Annotated in this window: 17 protein-coding genes; 11 read left to right on the plus strand and 6 right to left on the minus strand. The window is 64.2% G+C overall.

The window, feature by feature from the left end:
• The first annotated feature begins 26 nt into the window (after positions 1–26).
• From IVB12_RS27755 to pnp, 6 genes are all read left to right on the plus strand, one after another.
• On the plus strand, positions 27–710 hold the full coding sequence (locus tag IVB12_RS27755) for an RNA-binding protein (protein ID WP_247276482.1): 684 nt from the start codon (positions 27–29) through the stop codon (positions 708–710).
• A gap of 70 nt (positions 711–780) precedes the next feature.
• Entirely contained in the window at positions 781–3,465 is a 2,685-nt protein-coding gene (gene infB / locus IVB12_RS27760; protein WP_247303858.1) for a translation initiation factor IF-2, read from the plus strand.
• A gap of 154 nt (positions 3,466–3,619) precedes the next feature.
• Positions 3,620–4,048 (plus strand): 30S ribosome-binding factor RbfA, encoded by a 429-nt coding sequence (gene rbfA / locus IVB12_RS27765; RefSeq protein WP_247303860.1) that lies wholly within the window; start codon positions 3,620–3,622, stop codon positions 4,046–4,048.
• A complete protein-coding gene (truB, locus tag IVB12_RS27770; RefSeq protein ID WP_247303862.1) occupies positions 4,045–5,166 on the plus strand; it encodes a tRNA pseudouridine(55) synthase TruB in 1,122 nt (373 codons plus the stop codon). The genes rbfA and truB overlap by 4 nt, the downstream gene beginning before the upstream one ends.
• 2 nt (positions 5,167–5,168) lie before the next feature.
• Positions 5,169–5,438, plus strand: coding sequence for a 30S ribosomal protein S15 (gene rpsO, locus IVB12_RS27775; protein WP_008540131.1), 270 nt, complete (start codon positions 5,169–5,171; stop codon positions 5,436–5,438).
• A gap of 377 nt (positions 5,439–5,815) precedes the next feature.
• A complete protein-coding gene (gene pnp / locus IVB12_RS27780; RefSeq protein ID WP_247303863.1) occupies positions 5,816–7,978 on the plus strand; it encodes a polyribonucleotide nucleotidyltransferase in 2,163 nt (720 codons plus the stop codon).
• 112 nt (positions 7,979–8,090) lie between these two features.
• Here the strand turns inward: pnp and katG are convergent, their stop codons facing one another.
• Positions 8,091–10,259 (minus strand): catalase/peroxidase HPI, encoded by a 2,169-nt coding sequence (gene katG, locus IVB12_RS27785; RefSeq protein ID WP_247303864.1) that lies wholly within the window; start codon positions 10,257–10,259, stop codon positions 8,091–8,093.
• Between the two features lie 114 nt (positions 10,260–10,373).
• Here katG and IVB12_RS27790 point away from each other — a divergent pair, with 114 nt between their 5' ends.
• The 3 genes from IVB12_RS27790 to IVB12_RS27800 are packed head-to-tail and all read left to right on the plus strand — an operon-like array spanning position 10,374 to position 12,366.
• On the plus strand, positions 10,374–11,300 hold the full coding sequence (locus IVB12_RS27790) for a hydrogen peroxide-inducible genes activator (protein WP_247303865.1): 927 nt from the start codon (positions 10,374–10,376) through the stop codon (positions 11,298–11,300).
• An 8-nt stretch (positions 11,301–11,308) separates the two neighbouring features.
• On the plus strand, positions 11,309–11,773 hold the full coding sequence (locus IVB12_RS27795) for a GNAT family N-acetyltransferase (protein ID WP_247303866.1): 465 nt from the start codon (positions 11,309–11,311) through the stop codon (positions 11,771–11,773).
• On the plus strand, positions 11,770–12,366 hold the full coding sequence (locus IVB12_RS27800; RefSeq protein WP_247303867.1) for a glutathione S-transferase family protein: 597 nt from the start codon (positions 11,770–11,772) through the stop codon (positions 12,364–12,366). Before IVB12_RS27795 ends, IVB12_RS27800 begins: the two co-directional genes overlap by 4 nt.
• A gap of 2 nt (positions 12,367–12,368) precedes the next feature.
• On the opposite strand, the gene fabI is transcribed toward IVB12_RS27800, so the two are convergent.
• From fabI to fabA, 3 genes are all read right to left on the minus strand, one after another.
• Positions 12,369–13,169: an enoyl-ACP reductase FabI gene (gene fabI / locus IVB12_RS27805; RefSeq protein WP_247303868.1), complete on the minus strand. Its 801-nt coding sequence runs from the start codon at positions 13,167–13,169 to the stop codon at positions 12,369–12,371.
• Between the two features lie 138 nt (positions 13,170–13,307).
• On the minus strand, positions 13,308–14,531 hold the full coding sequence (gene fabB, locus IVB12_RS27810; RefSeq protein ID WP_247303869.1) for a beta-ketoacyl-ACP synthase I: 1,224 nt from the start codon (positions 14,529–14,531) through the stop codon (positions 13,308–13,310).
• Between the two features lie 39 nt (positions 14,532–14,570).
• Complete coding sequence (gene fabA / locus IVB12_RS27815; RefSeq protein WP_247303871.1) at positions 14,571–15,092, minus strand: 3-hydroxyacyl-[acyl-carrier-protein] dehydratase FabA; 522 nt, start codon at positions 15,090–15,092, stop codon at positions 14,571–14,573.
• Positions 15,093–15,444: 352 nt separating this feature from the next.
• Here fabA and irrA point away from each other — a divergent pair, with 352 nt between their 5' ends.
• Positions 15,445–15,936 (plus strand): iron response transcriptional regulator IrrA, encoded by a 492-nt coding sequence (gene irrA, locus IVB12_RS27820; RefSeq protein WP_247276494.1) that lies wholly within the window; start codon positions 15,445–15,447, stop codon positions 15,934–15,936.
• Between the two features lie 90 nt (positions 15,937–16,026).
• Here irrA and IVB12_RS27825 read toward each other — a convergent pair whose 3' ends face one another.
• Positions 16,027–16,557, minus strand: coding sequence for an SH3 domain-containing protein (locus tag IVB12_RS27825; protein ID WP_247303873.1), 531 nt, complete (start codon positions 16,555–16,557; stop codon positions 16,027–16,029).
• Between the two features lie 340 nt (positions 16,558–16,897).
• On the opposite strand from IVB12_RS27825, the gene IVB12_RS27830 reads away from it, so the two are divergent.
• Positions 16,898–17,899 (plus strand): D-glycerate dehydrogenase, encoded by a 1,002-nt coding sequence (locus tag IVB12_RS27830; RefSeq protein WP_247303876.1) that lies wholly within the window; start codon positions 16,898–16,900, stop codon positions 17,897–17,899.
• Here IVB12_RS27830 and IVB12_RS27835 read toward each other — a convergent pair.
• The gene (locus IVB12_RS27835; protein WP_247303878.1) at positions 17,896–18,807 is read right to left on the minus strand and encodes a LysR family transcriptional regulator; all 912 of its coding nucleotides are present in this window, start codon (positions 18,805–18,807) and stop codon (positions 17,896–17,898) included. The two genes, IVB12_RS27830 and IVB12_RS27835, sit on opposite strands and share 4 nt — an antisense overlap.
• Positions 18,808–18,848 lie beyond the last annotated feature (41 nt).

An 18,848-nucleotide genomic window follows, 5' to 3' on the forward strand; every position in this document is an offset into this window, starting at 1 on the left:
AGAAGGCGAAGGAGGATGTCACCCGGATGCTCGCCAGCACTGACAGCGAACTCGACCATGGGCCGCGGACCGAAAGGTCCGCGACCATGCGCATGTGCGCGGTCAGCCGCAAGGTCCGGCCGATCGACGAGCTGATCCGCTTCGTCGTCTCGCCGCAAGGCGACATAGTTCCCGATCTCAAGCGTAAGCTGCCCGGACGCGGCATGTGGATCACCGCCTCACGCCAGGTGGTTGCGGAAGCCGTGCGGCGTCACCAATTTAACAAGGCCTTCAAGCGCGAGCTGCGGGCCCCTCAGACGCTTCCCGCCGACATCGAAGCGCTCCTGGTTCGGAGCGTGACGGAAGCCCTTGGGATCGCTGCCAAGGCGGGCCAGGTCGTGGCCGGCTTCGGCAAGGTCGAGAGCGCCCTTCGGGAAGGTACGGTCGAGGTCCTGATCCACGCCAGCGACGGGGCCGCGGACGGAATCCGCAAATTGGACATGCTGGCGCGTCAAAATGCCGGAAATCGCGGCGCCAAGCCGCAGATTCCCGTCGTCACCGCGCTGAAATCGATAGAATTGGATTTGGCACTGACCCGGTCAAATGTGATACATGCTGCGCTGCTCGCGGGCCCGGCGAGCAGGTCATTCCTGTCACGTAGCCAGATGCTGGTCCGATACCGGATGGCGGACGATGACAAGACGGCCGAAAAACACGGCCAGGATTTCTGAGAGACAACGACGAACCGATATGACGGTGCGGCAACGCACAACGACAACAGATCAGGATTAGGACTGCTGAATGGTTGATACCAAGACCCCTGGCGACAAGAAGCTGAGCGTTCCGAGCAAGACGCTATCGCTCAAGCCGCGCGTCGAAACGGGCACCGTGCGCCAGAGCTTCAGCCACGGCCGGAGCAAGCAGGTCGTGGTCGAGAAGCGCGGCAAGCGCCGCATTGGCGACGGCCCCGAGCCGCACGCGCCCGAGGTGACCGCGAAACCGGCACCGGCCGTGCCCGCGCCCTCGCGCTCCGCCCCGCCGCCCGCCCCACCGCGCAACGCCGGTTCCGGGGTGGTGCTGCGTACCCTGACCGAAGACGAGCGTTCGGCCCGCGCCAGCGCGCTGGCCGATGCCAAGCTGCGCGAGGTCGAGGAACGCCGCCAGGCCGAGGAAGAGGCGCAGCGCCGCGCTGCCCGCGAGGCTGCCGAACGCGCCGAGCGCGAAGCCGCCGAAGCCCGTCGCAAGGCCGAGGATGAGCGTCATCGCCACGAGGACGAAGCCAAGCGGAAGGCCGAGACCGAGGCCAAGAAGCGTTTTGGCGAAGGCGAGCAGCCTTCTGCCGCACGTCCCGCAACGGCAGCTCCGGCGACTAGCGCTCCCCGCTCCGCGCCAGGTACGGCGCGACCTGCGGCGACCACCACTGCGCGCCCGACAACGACCACTCAGCGGCCGGCTGGCCCGGCGGGGCGCGCTCCCGCGGTTGCGGCCGGACCCGACGAGGACGATGGTCCGCGCCAGATCCGTCGCGGTCCCGGCGGTGTCGCGCGTCCTGCGGCCGCCCCCAAAACCACCCACAAGCCCGGCCCGCAGAAGGAGCGCGGCCGCCTCACCGTCGTCACCGCGCTCAATGCCGATGAGGTGCGCGAGCGTTCGATCGCCTCGTTCCGCCGCCGCACCCAGCGCCTCAAGGGCCACGCCTCGAACGAGCCCAAGGAAAAGCTCATCCGCGAGGTGACGATTCCGGAAGCGATCACCATCCAGGAGCTCGCCAACCGTATGTCCGAGCGCGCGGTCGACGTCATCCGCATGCTGATGAAGCAGGGCGCGATGCACAAGATCACCGACGTGATCGACGCCGACACCGCGCAGCTGATCGCGGAAGAGCTCGGCCACACGGTCAAGCGCGTTGCCGCCTCGGACGTGGAAGAGGGCCTGTTCGACCAAGTCGACGATTCCACCGATACCGAACCGCGTTCGCCTGTCGTGACCGTGATGGGTCACGTCGACCACGGCAAGACCTCGCTGCTCGATGCGCTGCGCCATGCCAACGTGGTTTCCGGCGAAGCCGGCGGCATCACCCAGCATATCGGCGCCTATCAGGTGCTGTCGCCGGAGAGCGGCAAGAAGATCACTTTCATCGACACGCCCGGCCACGCTGCGTTCACTGCGATGCGCGCCCGCGGCGCCAAGGTCACCGACATCGTCGTGCTGGTGGTCGCGGCCGATGACGGCGTGATGCCGCAAACGGTCGAAGCCATCAACCACGCCAAGGCGGCAGGCGTGCCGATCATCGTTGCCATCAACAAGATCGACAAGCCCGATGCCAAGCCCGAGCGCGTCCGCACCGAGCTGCTCCAGCACGAGGTTCAGGTCGAATCCTTCGGCGGCGAAGTCGTCGACGTCGAGGTATCCGCCAAGAACAAGACCAATCTCGACAAGCTGCTCGAGATGATCGCGCTGCAGGCCGAAATCCTCGACCTCAAGACCAATTCGGAGCGTCCGGCCGAAGGCACTGTGATCGAGGCCAAGCTCGATCGCGGCCGTGGTCCGGTCGCGACCGTGCTGGTCCAGCGCGGCACGCTCCGTGTCGGTGATATCATCGTCGCCGGCGCCGAGATGGGCCGCGTCCGCGCGCTGATCTCCGATCAGGGCGAGACGGTGCAGGAGGCCGGTCCTTCGGTGCCGGTCGAGGTGCTCGGCTTCAACGGTCCGCCGGAAGCCGGCGATCGTCTCGCGGTGGTCGAGAACGAAGCCCGCGCCCGCCAGATCACCAGCTATCGCGCGCATCAGAAGCGCGAGAACGCGGCTGCCTCGATCTCCGGCATGCGCGGTTCGCTCGAGCAGATGATGTCCCAATTGAAGACCGCGGGCCGCAAGGAATTCCCGCTGATCATCAAGGCCGACGTGCAGGGCTCGCTGGAAGCGATCCTCGGCTCACTGGAGAAGCTCGGCACCGACGAAGTCGCAGCCCGCATCCTGCATGCCGGCGTCGGCGGCATTTCGGAATCCGACGTGACGCTCGCGGAAGGCTTCAACGCCGCGATCATCGGCTTCTCGGTTCGCGCCAACAAGGAAGCGGCCGCGGCGGCCAAGCGCAACGGCATCGAGATCCGCTACTACAACATCATCTACGACCTCGTGGACGACGTGAAAAAGGCGATGAGCGGCCTGCTCGCGCCGACCTTGCGCGAAACCATGCTGGGCAATGCCGCGATCCTGGAGATCTTCAACATCTCCAAGGTCGGCAAGGTCGCCGGCTGCCGCGTCACCGACGGCACCGTGGAACGCGGCGCCAATGTGCGCCTGATCCGCGACAACGTGGTCGTGCACGAAGGCAAGCTCTCGACGCTGAAGCGCTTCAAGGACGAAGTGAAGGAAGTCCAGTCGGGCCAGGAATGCGGCATGGCCTTCGAGAACTATCACGACATGCGAGCCGGTGACGTGATCGAGTGTTATCGCGTGGAGACGATCCAGCGCTCCCTGTAAGTCCAAATCTTACCGAAGCGTTCGGATCCTTTTTGAACTGAGATTGCGGGAGTGCGATGGCCGGATTTTCCGGCCATCCACCCCTCTTCGTTTCAACAGGACAAACGACAATGCCCGTGTCCCAAACACGGGCATGACGAGGTGATTTTCGAGAATGCCACGCCATCATCAGAAGAAGAGTTCCGCGCCCGGCGGAGGCTCGCAACGCCAGTTGCGCGTCGGCGAGCAGGTTCGCCATGCGATGGCCGAGATTCTGGCGCAAGGCAACGTGCATGATGCGGATCTCGAAGGTCACATCATCACCGTGCCGGAGGTGCGGATGTCGCCCGACCTGAAGCTCGCGACGATCTACGTGATGCCGCTCGGTGGCCGCGACACCGAGATCGTCATCAGCGCACTCGAGCGCAACAAGAAGTTCCTGCGTGGCGAAGTGGCGCGGCGCGTTAACCTGAAATTTGCACCTGACATTCGCTTCCGCGTCGATGAGCGATTCGATGAAGCGGAACGGATCGAGAAGCTTTTGCGAACACCTGCGGTGCAGAAGGACCTGGAACAGGATTCGGATCGGGAAGAAGAACGATGACGATGGACCCGGCTCACGACACGATCAGCGGCGAACAGGCCGATCAACGCGACGTGCAGACAAATAATTTTGCGGATCTGGGCAGCAAGTCTCAGCCGTACCAGGAGCCGCGCCGCGTCAACAACGATCCCCGCGCCAAGCAGCAGCAGAAGGGCAACCAGCCGCGCCGCGACCGGCGCGACGTCCACGGCTGGGTGGTGCTCGACAAGCCGATCGGGATGACCTCGACGCAAGCTGTCGCGGTGCTCAAGCGCCTGTTCAACGCCAAGCGCGCGGGACACGCCGGCACGCTCGATCCGCTCGCCTCGGGCGGCCTGCCGATCGCACTCGGCGAAGCCACCAAGACCGTCCCCTTCGTGATGGACGGCCGCAAGCGCTACCAGTTCACCGTGTGCTGGGGCGAGGAGCGCGATACCGACGACATCGAAGGGCGGGTGACCGCGACCTCCGACCAGCGCCCGACCCGGGACGCCATCCTGGCCCTGTTGCCCCGGTTCACCGGGGTGATCGAGCAGATCCCGCCGCGCTATTCCGCGATCAAGGTCCAGGGCGAGCGCGCCTATGACCTCGCGCGCGACGGCGAGGTCGTGGAGCTGGCGCCCCGCCCCGTCGAGATTCATCATTTAGCCCTTGTGGATCAACCGGATAACGACCGGGCCGTGTTCGAGGCGGAGTGCGGCAAGGGCACCTATGTGCGGGCGCTGGCCCGCGATATGGGCCGGATTCTCGGCACTTTTGGCCATATCTGCGCGCTGCGGCGGACCCTGGTCGGCCCATTTGGCGAAAACGACATGATTCCGCTGGATCAGTTGGAGGCTTTGTGCCATAGAGCCGCGTCCGGCGAGGGCAGCCTCGCCGACGCGCTTTTGCCCGTTGAGACCGCGCTGGACGACATCCCGGCACTGGCCGTCACTCGGGCTGATGCGGCAAGGCTCCACCGGGGCCAGGCCGTTTTGTTGCGCGGACGGGATGCGCCCACTTGTAGCGGCACAGTCTATGTCACGGTGGCAGGCCGTCTTTTGGCGCTTGCCGAAGTTGGCAATGGCGAAATCATCCCCAAGCGTGTGTTCAACCTGACCGGCCTGACTGCCAGCCCCGGTCGCAACGAGAGAAATTGACGATGTCGATTGCCGCAGAACGCAAAGCGGAAGTCATCAAGACGAATGCCACCAAAGCCGGTGACACCGGCTCGCCCGAGGTTCAGGTCGCGATCCTGTCGGAACGCATCAACAATCTCACCAACCATTTCAAGACCCACGTGAAGGACAACCATTCGCGTCGCGGCCTCTTGAAGCTGGTCTCCACCCGCCGCTCGCTCCTCGACTACCTCAAGAAGAAGGACGAGGCGCGGTACAAGGCGCTGCTCGAGAAGCACAACATTCGTCGCTAAAGAGTTCCTGCGCGCGCCACTGGCGCGCGTTTTCGCGCGTGGTTTCGAACGAAAGCGCTTCTTTAAAGGTTTTTGATTGAGGCTGCGTGCGCGTCGGATGCGAGCCGTCGACGGTTGGCATCCGGGGCATGATGACGAAGACCACGGTTCGGTGTTCGCGTTCGTGCCGACTGACAGTCCAGCAGCAATCCGGCGGCTGGGCACAACGGGCAAGGCGCCCGTATGACCCGAAAGGATGGACGCCATCCGAAATCCAAAAACCATGGCAGGATCGCAGGCCGCTGGTCATCACGCCGATCAGCGTCCCGCAATCTTGCGCATGGTTTTTGTTTTTCGAAGCGTCCCTTCTTTCGAGAACCCATGAAAGAAGACCTCCTATGTTCAATAAGCATTCAGTCGAGATCGACTGGGGCGGACGCCCTCTCAAGCTTGAAACCGGCAAGATCGCCCGCCAGGCCGACGGCGCCGTCGTCGCCACCTATGGCGAGACCGTGGTGCTTGCCACCGTCGTCGCGGCGAAGGCGCCGCGCGAAGGCGTCGACTTCCTGCCGCTCACCGTCGATTACCAGGAGAAGACCTACGCTGCCGGCCGCATTCCCGGCGGCTATTTCAAGCGCGAGGGCCGTCCGACCGAGAAGGAGACGCTGGTCTCCCGCCTGATCGACCGCCCGATCCGCCCGCTGTTCGTCGACGGCTGGCGCAACGAGACCCAGGTGATCGTCACCGTGCTCTCGCACGACATGGAAAACGATCCCGATATCGTGGCGATGGTCGCGGCCTCCGCCGCGCTGACGCTGTCCGGCGCGCCCTTCAAAGGCCCGATCGGCGCAGCCCGCGTCGGCTTTGCCAATGACGAATTCGTCCTCAACCCGACGCTGGACGAGATGGTCGACACCCAGCTCGACCTCGTGGTGGCCGGCACTGCCGACGCCGTGCTGATGGTGGAATCAGAAGCCAAGGAGCTCAACGAAGACATCATGCTCGGCGCGGTGATGTTCGGTCATCGCCACTTCCAGCCGGTGATCAACGCGATCATCGAGCTCGCCGAGAAGGCCGCGAAGGAGCCGCGCGAAGTCACCGTGATCGACAATTCGGCGATCGAAAAGGAAATGCTCGGCTTGATCGAGCAGGAGCTGCGCGCCGCTTACGCAATCCCCGTGAAGCAGGAGCGCTATGCCGCCGTCGGCCTCGCCAAGGAAAAGGTGATGGCCCACTACTTCCCGGAAGGGCAGGAGCCGAAATACGACAAGCTCCGCATCGCCGGCGTGTTCAAGGAACTCGAGGCCAAAATCGTCCGCTGGAACATCCTCGACACCGGCAAGCGCATCGACGGCCGCGACTCCAAGACCGTGCGCAACATCGTCGCCGAAGTCGGCGTGCTGCCCCGCGCCCACGGCTCGGCGCTGTTCACCCGCGGCGAGACCCAGGCGATGGTCGTGACCACGCTCGGCACCGGTGAGGACGAGCAGTACATCGACGCGCTGTCGGGGACGTACAAGGAAACGTTCCTGCTGCACTACAACTTCCCGCCCTACTCGGTCGGCGAGACCGGCCGCCTCGGCGGCACCAAGCGCCGCGAGATCGGCCACGGCAAGCTCGCCTGGCGCGCGATCCACCCGGTGCTGCCGCCGCATCACGAGTTCCCCTACACCATCCGCGTGGTGTCGGAGATCACCGAATCCAACGGCTCCTCGTCGATGGCGTCGGTCTGCGGCGCCTCGCTGGCGCTGATGGACGCCGGCGTGCCGTTGAAGCGGCCGACCGCGGGCATCGCGATGGGCTTGATCCTCGAAGACAAGCGCTTCGCGGTTCTCTCGGACATCCTCGGTGACGAGGACCATCTCGGCGACATGGACTTCAAGGTGGCCGGCACCGAGCTGGGCATCACCTCGCTCCAGATGGACATCAAGATCGAGGGCATCACCGAGGAGATCATGCGCGTCGCCCTCGGGCAGGCCAAGGATGGGCGTATCCACATCCTCGGCGAAATGGCCAAGGCGCTCACCAACGCCCGCGCCGAGCTCGGCGAATACGCGCCGCGGATCGAGACGTTCAAGATCCCGACCGACAAGATCCGCGAAGTGATCGGCACCGGCGGCAAGGTGATCCGCGAGATCGTCGAGAAGACCGGCGCCAAGGTCAACATCGAGGACGACGGCACCGTGAAGGTCGCCTCCAGCGACGGCGAGGCGATGAAGGCCGCGATCAAGTGGATCAAGTCGATCGCGTCCGAGCCGGAAGTCGGCCAGATCTATGACGGCACCGTCGTCAAGGTGATGGAATTCGGCGCCTTCGTGAACTTCTTCGGCTCCAAGGACGGCCTCGTCCACATCAGCCAGCTCGCGTCCAACCGCGTGCAGAAGACCTCCGATGTCGTCAAGGAAGGCGACAAGGTTAAGGTCAAGCTGCTCGGCTTCGACGACCGCGGCAAGACCCGCCTGTCGATGAAGGTGGTCGACCAGACCACCGGCGAGGACCTCGAGGCCAAGGAGAAGGCCGCCGAGGGCGAGAAGGCCCCGCGCGAAGCGGCGGGCGAGTAAGTCTCGCCACACGGACAAAAACATGAAGGGCGGCCGAGAGGCCGCCCTTTTGTTTGTACTCGCCCCGGGAGCGCTGCGCTCCCTCTCCCGCAAGCGGGAGAGGTGCAGAGCCTCAAGCCGTGAGATCGAACCGGTCGAGATTCATCACCTTGGTCCAGGCCTTGGCGAAGTCCTTGACGAACTTCTCCTTGGAATCTGACGTGGCGTAGACCTCGGCGAAGGCGCGGAGCTGCGAGTGCGCGCCGAAGATGAGATCGACGCGCGTGCCGGTCCACTTGACCGCGTTGGTCTTGCGGTCGCGGGCCTCATAGGTGCCGTCAGCGCCGGCCGGCGTCCACTGCGTGCTCATGTCGAGCAGGTTGACGAAGAAGTCGTTGCTTAGCGTTCCCACCTTGGCGGTGAAGACGCCGTGCTTCGAACCGTTCGCATTGGCGCCGAGCACGCGCAGGCCGCCGACGAGCACCGTCATCTCCGGGCCGGTGAGCCGAAGCAGCTGCGCACGATCGACGAGCGCCTCCTCGGGCATCATGAACTGATGCCGCTTGCCGATATAGTTGCGGAAGCCATCGGCGCGCGGCTCCAGCGGTGCAAAAGAGGCTGCATCCGTCTGCTCCTGCGAGGCATCCATGCGGCCCGGCGTGAAGCCGACCTTGACCTCGACGCCGGCATCCTTTGCGGCCTTCTCGACCGCGGCGGTGCCACCGAGCACGATCAGGTCTGCGAGCGAGACCTTCTTCGCGCCGGACGAGGCGTTGAAGTCCTTCTGAATCGCTTCGAGCTTGCCGAGCACCTTGGAGAGCTGAGCGGGCTGGTTCACCTCCCAGTCCTTCTGCGGGGCGAGACGGATGCGCGCGCCGTTGGCGCCGCCGCGCTTGTCCGAGCCGCGGAACGTCGAGGCCGACGCCCAGGCGGTCGAAACCAGCTCCGACACGGACAGACCCGAGGCGAGGATCTTCGTCTTCAGCGAGGCGATGTCCTGTTCGCCGACCAGCTCGTGATTCACGGCCGGAATTGGATCCTGCCAGATCAGCGTCTCCTTCGGCACCAGCGGGCCGAGATAGCGCTGGATCGGACCCATGTCGCGGTGCGTGAGCTTGAACCAGGCGCGGGCGAAGGCGTCCGCGAATTGATCGGGATGCTCGAGAAAGCGTCGCGAGATCTTCTCATAGGCCGGATCGAAGCGGAGCGAGAGGTCCGTGGTCAGCATCGTCGGCCGATGCTTCTTCGACTTGTCGAAGGCATCAGGAATGATCGCCTCGGCATTCTTGGCCGTCCACTGGTGCGCGCCGCCGGGGCTCTTCGTCAGCTCCCATTCGTACTTGAACAGGTTCTCGAAGAAGTTGTTGCTCCACTTTGTCGGCGTGGTCGTCCATGTCACCTCGAGACCGCTGGTGATGGAATCGCCCGCAAGGCCCGTACCGTGCTTGCTCTTCCAGCCGAGGCCCTGATCTTCGAGCGCGCCCGCTTCCGGCTCCGGACCGACCAGCGACGGATCGCCCGCGCCGTGGGTCTTGCCGAACGTATGGCCGCCGGCGATCAGCGCGACGGTTTCCTCGTCGTTCATCGCCATGCGGAAGAAGGTCTCACGGATATCCTTGGCCGCGGCGATCGGATCCGGCTTGCCGTTCGGACCTTCCGGATTGACGTAGATGAGGCCCATCTGCACCGCGCCCAGCGGCTCGGCGAGCTGACGCTCACCGCTGTAGCGCTCATCGCCCAGCCAGGTCCCTTCGGGGCCCCAATAGAGCTCTTCGGGCTCCCAAACGTCGGCGCGGCCACCCGCGAAACCAAACGTCTTGAAGCCCATCGATTCCAGCGCGACGTTGCCCGCGAGCACCATCAGGTCGGCCCACGAAAGCTTGCGGCCGTATTTCTGCTTGATCGGCCACAGCAGCCGGCGCGCCTTGTCGAGGTTGGCGTTGTCGGGCCAGCTGTTGAGCGGCGCGAAGCGCTGCTGACCGGCGCCGGCGCCACCGCGGCCGTCGGTGATGCGGTAAGTGCCCGCGCTGTGCCAGGCCATGCGGATCATCAAGCCGCCGTAATGACCGAAGTCGGCCGGCCACCATTCCTGCGAGTCCGTCATCAGAGCGGTCAGGTCCTTGATGACCGCGTTCAGGTCGAGCGACTTGAACTCCTTGGCATAGTCGAATTCTTTACCCATCGGATCGGACAGGTCGGAATTCTTGTGCAGCACCTCGATATTGAGCTGCGTCGGCCACCAGTCGCGGTTTGAGCGCGCGGGTTTTCCGCCCGAAAACGGGCACTTCGAAGTGTCGTCCATGAATACCTCCTCTGGCGGCGGCGAACTCGCGCCCTTGACCAGGTAGAACCACTCTAAGCATCGCCTCCTATCAGGGGAAGTTGACTTTAATGATCGCTGCGATAGGATTTTCTGATGATAAACCTGACGCTGCGTCAGCTTCGCTATTTCGATGCGCTGGCGCGCCACGGCCATTTCGGCCGCGCCGCCGAGGCCTGCTCGATCTCACAGCCAGCCTTGTCGATGCAGATCAAGGAGTTGGAGGGGACCCTCGGTGGCCTGCTGCTGGAGCGTAGCGCGCGGCAGGTGGCGCTGACCCGGTTTGGCGAGGAGCTCGCGCAACGCGTCCGCGAAATTTTGCGCTCGGTCGATGAGCTCGGCGATTTCGCCCGGGCTTCACAGGATCGCTTCGCCGGCCGCCTGCGCATTGGCATGATCCCGACCATCGCGCCGTACCTCCTGCCCAAGATCACCAAGAATCTCACGCGCATGCATCCCGAGCTCGACATCCGCGTGCGCGAAACCATGACGCCGCGGCTGATCCAGGAGCTGGTCGAAGGCCGGCTCGACACCGCCATCGTCGCGCTGCCGGTGTCCGAGCCCTCGCTCACCGAGGTCGCGCTGTTCGACGAGAAATTCCTGCTGGTGCGGCCGGGCGCGGACGAGGGCACCCCGGTGCCGTCGCGCGAGATGATGCGCGAGATGCGGCTATTGCTGCTCGAAGAGGGGCACTGCTTCCGCGAACAGGCGCTGTCCTTCTGCAATATGCAATCGGCGCCGCCGCGCGAGATGCTGGATGCGAATTCGCTCTCGACGCTGGTCCAGATGGTCAGCGCCGGCATCGGCGTCACCCTGATTCCGGAGATGGCGGTGCCGGTGGAGACGCGATCGGCCTCGGTCTCGCTGGCGCGCTTCCGCGATCCCGAGCCATCCCGCACTATCGGCATGGTCTGGCGCAAGACCAGCCCGCTGGCGCGACAGCTGCTGCAAATCTCCGAAGTGGTGTGCCTGTCGGCCGGCAAGGCGCGCCCACGTCAGGCGGCGCGCAGCCTCACAGCCTGAGTTGCCGGATGTCGCAACCGATCATCCGCACCGCGCGCGCAGACGAACATGACGAGATCGCCCGCGTCTGGATGCTGAGCTGGGTCTCGACCGGCCTCGCCGAGGTCAGCGATTTCCTGCTGGCGAATCTCCGCGCCCGGATCCGACGCGAGATCGAGGACGGCTGGAGCCTGTTCGTCGCCGACGACAACGGCACGATCGCCGCGATGCTGGCGCTGCATCTGCCGAAGCGCTATCTCGACATGCTTTTCGTCGCGCCCGCTTATCAGGGCCAATCGCTCGGCCGGCGATTGCTCGCCTTCACACGCACGCAACTGCCTGACGAGATGTACCTGCGCTGCGTGCGCGAGAACGAAAAGGCTTGGCGCTGGTACGAGCGCGAAGGTTTCGTGTTCGAGAAGGAAGAGATCGAACCCTCGAACGGGTTCGTGATGAAATATTATCGATGGAAGAACAAGGGAGACGCGCCATGATCAAGCTTTATTGGTCACCCCGCTCGCGCTCGTTCACGACGCTCTGGTTGATGGAGGAGAGCGGTCTGCCTTACGAGCGCGTGCTGACCGACATCTCGATCAGCGCGCAGAAGGCGCCGGATTATTTGAAGATCAACCCGATGGGCAAAGTGCCGGCCTTGACCGACGGCGACGCCGCGCTCGGCGAGGCCGCTGCGATCTGCGCCTATATCGGCGATCGCTATCCCGAGACCAAGCTCGCTCCCGCTGTGACCGATCCGCGCCGCGCGCGCTATCTGCAATGGCTGTTCTTCTCGCCGAGCTGCATCGAGCCCGCCATCATCCAGATCTTCACCAAGATCGAGATCCCGACCTCGACCGCCGCCTGGGGCAGCGCGACGCAGGTCTTCGACGTGCTGGAAGCGGCGCTTCAGAAGGGACCGTGGATCTTGGGCGAGGATTTTTCCGCTGCTGACATCACCATCGGCTCGGGCCTGAACTTCGCAGTGCGTCTGTTCAAGATGGTGCCGTCGCGTCCGGTCTTCGACGCCTATCTCGCGCGCTGCATGGCCCGGCCGGCGTTCCAGCGCGCGGAGAAGATCGCGGCCGGCTAAATTTAGTCCGGCGACTTCAAGTCGTCCGGCTTCGGCATCAGGATGATGTTGTATCCGGAATCGACGTAGTGAATCTCGCCGGTCACGCCGCCCGACAGATCCGACAGCAGATACAGCGCCGAGCCGCCGAGCTCGTCGAGCGTGACGCCGCGGCGCAGCGGCGCATGTTTCTGCTGGAACGCGAACATCGCCCGCGCCTCACCGATGCCGGAGCCGGCGAGCGTACGGATGGGGCCTGCGGAGATTGCGTTGACGCGGATGCCGCGCGGCCCGAAATCCGCGGCGAGATAGCGCACCGAGGCTTCCAGCGCCGCCTTGGCCACACCCATCACGTTGTAATTCGGCATCGCCCGCATCGAGGCGCCGAAGGTCAGCGTGATCATGCTGCCGCCCTCTGTCATCAGCTCGGCGGCGCGCTTGGCGACTTCAGTGAACGAGAAGCAGGAGATCACCATGGTGCGCGAGAAATTCTCGCGGCTGGTGTCGGCGTAGCGGCCCTTCAGCTCGTTCTTGTCGGCGAAGCCGATCGCGTGGATCACGAAGTCGAGCTGGCCCCACTTGTCGCGGAGCGCTGCGAATGTGGCATCGACGCTGGTGATGTCCTCGACATCGCAAGGCAGCACCAGATCGACACCGAGCTGCTCCGCCAAGGGCTTGACGCGCTTGCCCAAGGCCTCGCCCTGGAAGGTGAAGGCCAGCTCGGCGCCCTGGGCATGCAGCGTCCTCGCCATGCCCCAGGCGATCGAATGATCATTGGCGATGCCCATGATCAGACCGCGCTTGCCTTTCATCAAACCTTCCATTGCTTCTTTGCTCCCACTATTCCGGGGTCATCGCCCGCGCAGGCAGGCGATCCAGTAATTCCCGAGGCGTATGTGATAGATCGAGAAAGCCACGGCGTACTGGATGCCCGCCTTCGCGGGCATGACAGCATCGCTAAATCACACATCCAGCCGGCTAAACACCAGAGTGGCGTTGGTGCCGCCGAAGCCGAAGGAGTTCGACAGCACGGTGCCGATCTTGACGTTGTCGATGCGCTTGCGCACGATCGGCATATCCGCGAACACGGGATCGAGCTCCTGGATGTGCGCGCTCTCGCAAATGAAGCCATTGTTCATCATCAGCAGCGAATAGATCGCCTCCTGCACGCCGGTGGCGCCCAGGGAGTGGCCGGTCAGCGCCTTGGTCGCGGAGATCGGCGGGCACTTCTCGCCGACGCCGAACACCCTTCGGATCGCCTCGATCTCCGGCGGATCGCCGGCAGGCGTCGAGGTCGCGTGCGGATTGATGTAGTCGACTTTGGTCTTCACCGTCGACATCGCCATGCGCATGCAGCGCTCGGCGCCTTCGCCTGATGGTGCAACCATGTCGTAACCGTCCGAGGTCGCGCCATAACCGACGATCTCGCCATAGATGCGCGCACCGCGCGCCTTGGCATGCTCGAGCTCTTCCAGCACCAGCACGCCGGCGCCGCCGGCGATGACGAATCCATCGCGATTGACGTCGTAGGGACGCGAGGCCGTGGCGGGCGTGTCATTGTACTTCGAGGACATCGCACCCATGGCATCGAACAGCACCGATAGCGACCAGTCCAGCTCCTCGCAGCCGCCTGCGAAGATGACGTCCTGCTTGCCGATCTGGATCGTCTCGTAGGCATTGCCGACGCAATGGTTCGAGGTCGCGCAGGCCGAGGAGATCGAGTAGTTCACGCCCTTGATCTTGAACCAGGTCGCCAGCGTCGCGGAGGCCGTGGAGGACATCGCCTTAGGCACCGCAAACGGGCCGACGCGCTTCGGCCCCTTGGTGCGGGTGATGTCGGCGGACTCGACGATGGTTCGCGCCGAGGGGCCGCCGGAGCCCATGATGATGCCGGTGCGGATGTTGGAGACTTCGTCGGGCGACAGACCGGAATCCTGGATCGCCTGCTCCATCGCGACGTGATTCCACGCCGCGCCCTGACCGAGGAAACGCATGGCGCGGCGGTCGACCACCGTCGATGGATCGAGTGTGGGCTCGCCTTGTACCTGCGAACGGAAGCCGAGCTCGGCATATTTCTCAGCCCGCGAAATGCCCGACTTCGCCTCGTGAAGGCTCGCAAGCACTTCCTGGGTGTTGTTTCCGATCGACGAGACGATGCCCATCCCGGTGACCACAACCCGCCTCATGACAGCCTCGCCTCAATCGTTGCCTTCTTGGTGATGCGCTCAGCCCAGGCTCGTGCCCTGCTTGAACAGGCCGACCTTCAGATCCTTGGCGCGATAAATAATCTGGTCATCGACCGAAAGCCACCCGTCGGCGATACCGAGCACGAGCTTTGCGCGCATCACGCGTTTGATATCGACGTTGTACACAACCTTGCGCGCGTCGGTCAGCACCTGGCCGCCGAACTTCAGCTCGCTGAGGCCGAGCGCGCGGCCGCGACCTTCGCCGCCGCTCCAGCCGAGATAAAAGCCGACCATCTGCCACAGCGCATCAAGTCCGAGGCAGCCGGGCATCACCGGGTCGTTTTTAAAGTGGCAGCCGAAGAACCAGAGGTCGGGCTTCACGTCGAGCTCGGCGCGCACCAAGCCCTTGCCGAACTCCCCGCCATTGTCGGCAATTTCCGTGATGCGGTCGAACATCAGCATCGGCGGCAGCGGCAACTGAGCATTGCCCGGGCCGAACATTTCGCCGCGGGCACACGCCAGCAGATCTTCGTATTCGTAACCGTTGCGCCTGTTCAGCATGCACGAGCCTCTGTTCTAATCCCGATTGAGCGGCGTTTTTTGGCGAAAATGGGCCCCGTCTCGGTCGGAGAGCAACGCCAATTGCCATCGTCAGGGGTACCTCCCGCAAGCCCGGATGGACTGCGGACCGGGCCACCATGCTTGGCTGCGCCAAATCGGCTAGGCGGAACCGCGCGCTCTCTAACACAGGCCATTTCGAGTGGCAAAGCGCGTCTATGAAGGTAAAATGACCGGCGCTTCGCGCGGTTCCAAGTTTGATTAGAACCTCTCTACTTGCGAGAAACTTGCACCTGCATCTTTCTGTCCTTATATTGCAGAGACATATAGTTCACGCGTGCCCGAAATCTGGATAATGAGCGAGAATACCGCGCCCCCTCACGACGACGACGTGCATTCCGCAGCCCTCTTGTCCGGCCGCCAGCCGGCCCTGACCGGTTGCCCGTGGCACGACGTCAACGAAATGCTCCAGTCCGCCGGGCTCCGTCCGACGCGCCAGCGCATGGCGCTCGGCTGGCTCCTGTTCGGCAAGGGTGCGCGCCACCTCACGGCTGAAATGCTCTACGAGGAAGCGACGCTGGCCAAGGTTCCGGTGTCGCTGGCGACCGTCTACAACACGCTGAACCAGCTCACCGATGCCGGCCTGCTCCGTCAGGTCAGCGTCGACGGCACCAAGACCTATTTCGACACCAACGTCACCACCCACCACCACTATTACCTCGAGAACAGCCATGAGCTGGTGGATATCGAGGATCCGCATCTGGCACTGTCCAAGATGCCCGAGGTGCCCGAGGGTTACGAGATCTCGCGCATCGACATGGTCGTGCGCCTGCGCAAGAAGCGCTGAGATTTGCTGAGATAATCTGAGATCGTCATGGCCGGGCTTGTCCCGGCCATTTTTCGTTTGCCCCGTCGTTCCGGGATGACACCTGCGGCGTCAATTCACCTGCTCGTCCGAGTACACGCCCCAGAGGCGCTCCTGCTGGATCCAGCCGTCGAAGCCGTTGCCGGTGACGTGACACCAGCCTGCGCTGCACTTCTTCACTTGCGTGACGACGCCGGCCTGGAGCTTGGCTGCGACCGCGCTGTCGGGATCGGGACGGTCGTAGATCGGCGCGAGGTCGTCCTTGTGCTTCATGGTGACGACCGCGGTACGGCGGCCCGACAGCAACGAGTGATAGACCCAGCCCTCGGCGCCTTCGGAATCACGCACCCGGCGCCAGTTCTCGAATTCAGCAGTGATTTCCACCGGCAGGCCGGCACGGGTATAGACCCAGGCCACGTCATTGTCCTTGGTCGGACCGGCGCGAACGTTGACGTGATCCGACTTGAGACTGACATAGCGCGGCACCGGCAGCCCGCTGGCGGTCTGGGGGGTGTTGTCCTTCGCCGAATGCGAGGGGCTGACCGAGGCAATCAACCAGGTGCAAACGAGCGCCATCACCGAACAAAAACGCCCCAACGCCATCAACCCGTCTCCTGTCGAAGACCCGCCCGAGGCGGATCCTCACCCCAAAATCCAAAACCCTGCCGCGTCAGCCCCTGTCCCGCCCCACGCGGATGTTCCCCAGAGCCAGGTCCGCAAGCCCTGACCCGTGGTTCTTGTCTTGGCCCGGCCTTCTGCTAGAGAGGACGGACGCTTTGAACAACCAGTTTGCCCCGATTTTCCGGCCGGAAATATCGGGAGAGCTTGAAGGAAACGCCGGGGACGACACGGCAAGGGCAGTGTCGAACAACCGGGTTAATGAGGCCTCAACGGCCGGCTTTTGGTGACAGAGGCGGGCTGCGAGGCCTCATGAGGGCAGGACATGTCGGTGAAGAAAAAGCCCCTCGTCGTTGTAACGCGCAAGCTGCCGGACTCGGTCGAGACGCGCATGCGCGAGCTGTTCGACGCGCGGATCAATCTCGACGACACGCCGATGTCGGCCGAGCAGATCGCGCAAGCCGCGCGCACCGCCGACGTGCTGGTTCCGACCGTGACCGACCACATCAGTGCCGATGTCATCAATCAGCCAGACTGCAAGCTCCGCCTGATCGCCAATTTCGGCAATGGCGTGGACAATATCGACGTCGAAGCCGCGCATGCCCGCGGCATCACCGTCACCAACACGCCAAAAGTTCTGACCGAAGACACCGCCGACATGACCATGGCGCTGATCCTCGCCGTACCCAGGCGGATGATCGAAGGCGCTTCGATCCTGACGGAAGGAAAGCCCTGGGCAGGCTGGTCGCCGACCTGGATGCTCGGCCATCGCATCGGGGGAAAACGGCTCGGCATCATCGGCATGGGCCGCATCGGCCAGGCGGTGGCGCGCCGCGCCCGCGCCTTCGGCCTGCAGATCCACTATCACAACCGCCGCCCGGTCGCGCCGAAGATCGCCGAGGAGCTGGGCGCGACCTATTGGGAGAGCCTCGACCAGATGCTGGCGCGGATGGACATCATCTCGGTGAACTGTCCGCACACGCCGGCGACCTATCATTTGCTCTCGGCGCGGCGACTGAAGCTGATCCGGAAAGACGCCTACATCGTCAACACCGCTCGCGGCGAAGTGACCGACGAGGACACGCTGATCAAGCTGATCGAAGGCGGCGAGATCGGCGGCGCCGGCCTCGACGTCTACGAGCATGAGCCCGCGGTCAACCCAAAACTGGTGCGGCTCGCCAAGGCGGGCAAGGTGACGCTGATGCCGCATATGGGCTCCGCCACCATCGAAGGCCGCGTCGAGATGGGCGAGAAGGTCATCATCAACATCCGCACCTTCCTCGATGCCCACAAGCCGCCGGATCGCGTGCTGCCGAGCATGCTCTAGGATCCATCCGTCTTGCGCTTCCGCCAACCTGCGACGAAATCGATGAAGGCCCGCAGCGCCGGCGGCACCTGGCGGCGGCTCGGATAGTAGAGGAGCGGTCCGGGAAACGGCTCGCACCAGTCCTCCATGAGGCTGACCAGCGCGCCGGACTTCACGGCGTCATGGACGTAGCCATCGAGCGTTGCCCAGATGCCGGCGCCGTCGAGTACAGCGCGCATGGCAAGATTCATATTGGTCGAAATCAGCTTGGCCGGCGGATCCACCTTCACGATTTGGCCGGCCTTCTCGAATTCCCAATCGTGCATGACGCCGCTCGAGTAGCGTGCGCGGATGCAATCATGGTCGAGCAGGTCCCTCGGATGTTTCGGCCTGCCGCGGCGCGCGACGTAGTCGGGCGATGCGACGACGATATAGCGCTGCGAGCCGCTTAGCGGAATCGCCACCATGTCCTGCGCGAGATGTTCGCCATAGCGCACGCCGGCATCGTAGCCGGCACTGACGATGTCGACGAAACCGCTCTCGGAAACGATGTCGAGATCGATTTGCGGATATGCTGCGAGGAACGGCCCCGCCATCGGCGCCAGCACGAGGTCGACCGCCGGCGGCGGCGCATTGATACGCAGGCGGCCCGAGGGGACCTCGCGCAGGCCCCGCACCAGATCCAAGGCCTCGCTGACGTCGCGCAAGGCGGGTGCGACGCGCGATAGCAGCAGTTCGCCCGCCTCGGTCAGCGCGACGCTGCGGGTGGTGCGGTTCATCAGGCGGACGCCGAGGCGCCCCTCCAGGTCCCGAAGCCGCTGGCTAAGGCTCGATACCGACACGCGAATATCTTGCGCCGCACGCCGGAAATTGCGGGTGCGGGCGATCGCCACGAAGACATCGAGATCGCGCAGGTCAGGCTCGGCCATTATTCGCTAGAATGAACAAGCTATTCTGGATTGTCCAGCTT

The organism is Bradyrhizobium sp. 179 (genome assembly GCF_023073535.1).
Classification (GTDB): Bacteria; Pseudomonadota; Alphaproteobacteria; order Rhizobiales; family Xanthobacteraceae; genus Bradyrhizobium.

Excerpts from the sequence above, each read along its gene's own strand:
- IVB12_RS27830 (WP_247303876.1), top strand. The coding sequence starts at position 16,898 with ATGTCGGTGAAGAAAAAGCCCCTCGTCGTTGTAACGCGCAAGCTGCCG.
- IVB12_RS27755 (WP_247276482.1), top strand. The coding sequence starts at position 27 with ATGCTCGCCAGCACTGACAGCGAACTCGACCATGGGCCGCGGACCGAA.
- IVB12_RS27800 (WP_247303867.1), top strand. The coding sequence starts at position 11,770 with ATGATCAAGCTTTATTGGTCACCCCGCTCGCGCTCGTTCACGACGCTC.
- fabB (WP_247303869.1), bottom strand. The coding sequence starts at position 14,531 with ATGAGGCGGGTTGTGGTCACCGGGATGGGCATCGTCTCGTCGATCGGA.
- irrA (WP_247276494.1), top strand. The coding sequence starts at position 15,445 with ATGAGCGAGAATACCGCGCCCCCTCACGACGACGACGTGCATTCCGCA.
- IVB12_RS27825 (WP_247303873.1), bottom strand. The coding sequence starts at position 16,557 with ATGGCGTTGGGGCGTTTTTGTTCGGTGATGGCGCTCGTTTGCACCTGG.
- rpsO (WP_008540131.1), top strand. The coding sequence starts at position 5,169 with ATGTCGATTGCCGCAGAACGCAAAGCGGAAGTCATCAAGACGAATGCC.
- pnp (WP_247303863.1), top strand. The coding sequence starts at position 5,816 with ATGTTCAATAAGCATTCAGTCGAGATCGACTGGGGCGGACGCCCTCTC.
- IVB12_RS27835 (WP_247303878.1), bottom strand. The coding sequence starts at position 18,807 with ATGGCCGAGCCTGACCTGCGCGATCTCGATGTCTTCGTGGCGATCGCC.
- IVB12_RS27790 (WP_247303865.1), top strand. The coding sequence starts at position 10,374 with ATGATAAACCTGACGCTGCGTCAGCTTCGCTATTTCGATGCGCTGGCG.
- fabA (WP_247303871.1), bottom strand. The coding sequence starts at position 15,092 with ATGCTGAACAGGCGCAACGGTTACGAATACGAAGATCTGCTGGCGTGT.
- truB (WP_247303862.1), top strand. The coding sequence starts at position 4,045 with ATGACGATGGACCCGGCTCACGACACGATCAGCGGCGAACAGGCCGAT.
- infB (WP_247303858.1), top strand. The coding sequence starts at position 781 with ATGGTTGATACCAAGACCCCTGGCGACAAGAAGCTGAGCGTTCCGAGC.
- katG (WP_247303864.1), bottom strand. The coding sequence starts at position 10,259 with ATGGACGACACTTCGAAGTGCCCGTTTTCGGGCGGAAAACCCGCGCGC.
- IVB12_RS27795 (WP_247303866.1), top strand. The coding sequence starts at position 11,309 with ATGTCGCAACCGATCATCCGCACCGCGCGCGCAGACGAACATGACGAG.
- rbfA (WP_247303860.1), top strand. The coding sequence starts at position 3,620 with ATGCCACGCCATCATCAGAAGAAGAGTTCCGCGCCCGGCGGAGGCTCG.
- fabI (WP_247303868.1), bottom strand. The coding sequence starts at position 13,169 with ATGGAAGGTTTGATGAAAGGCAAGCGCGGTCTGATCATGGGCATCGCC.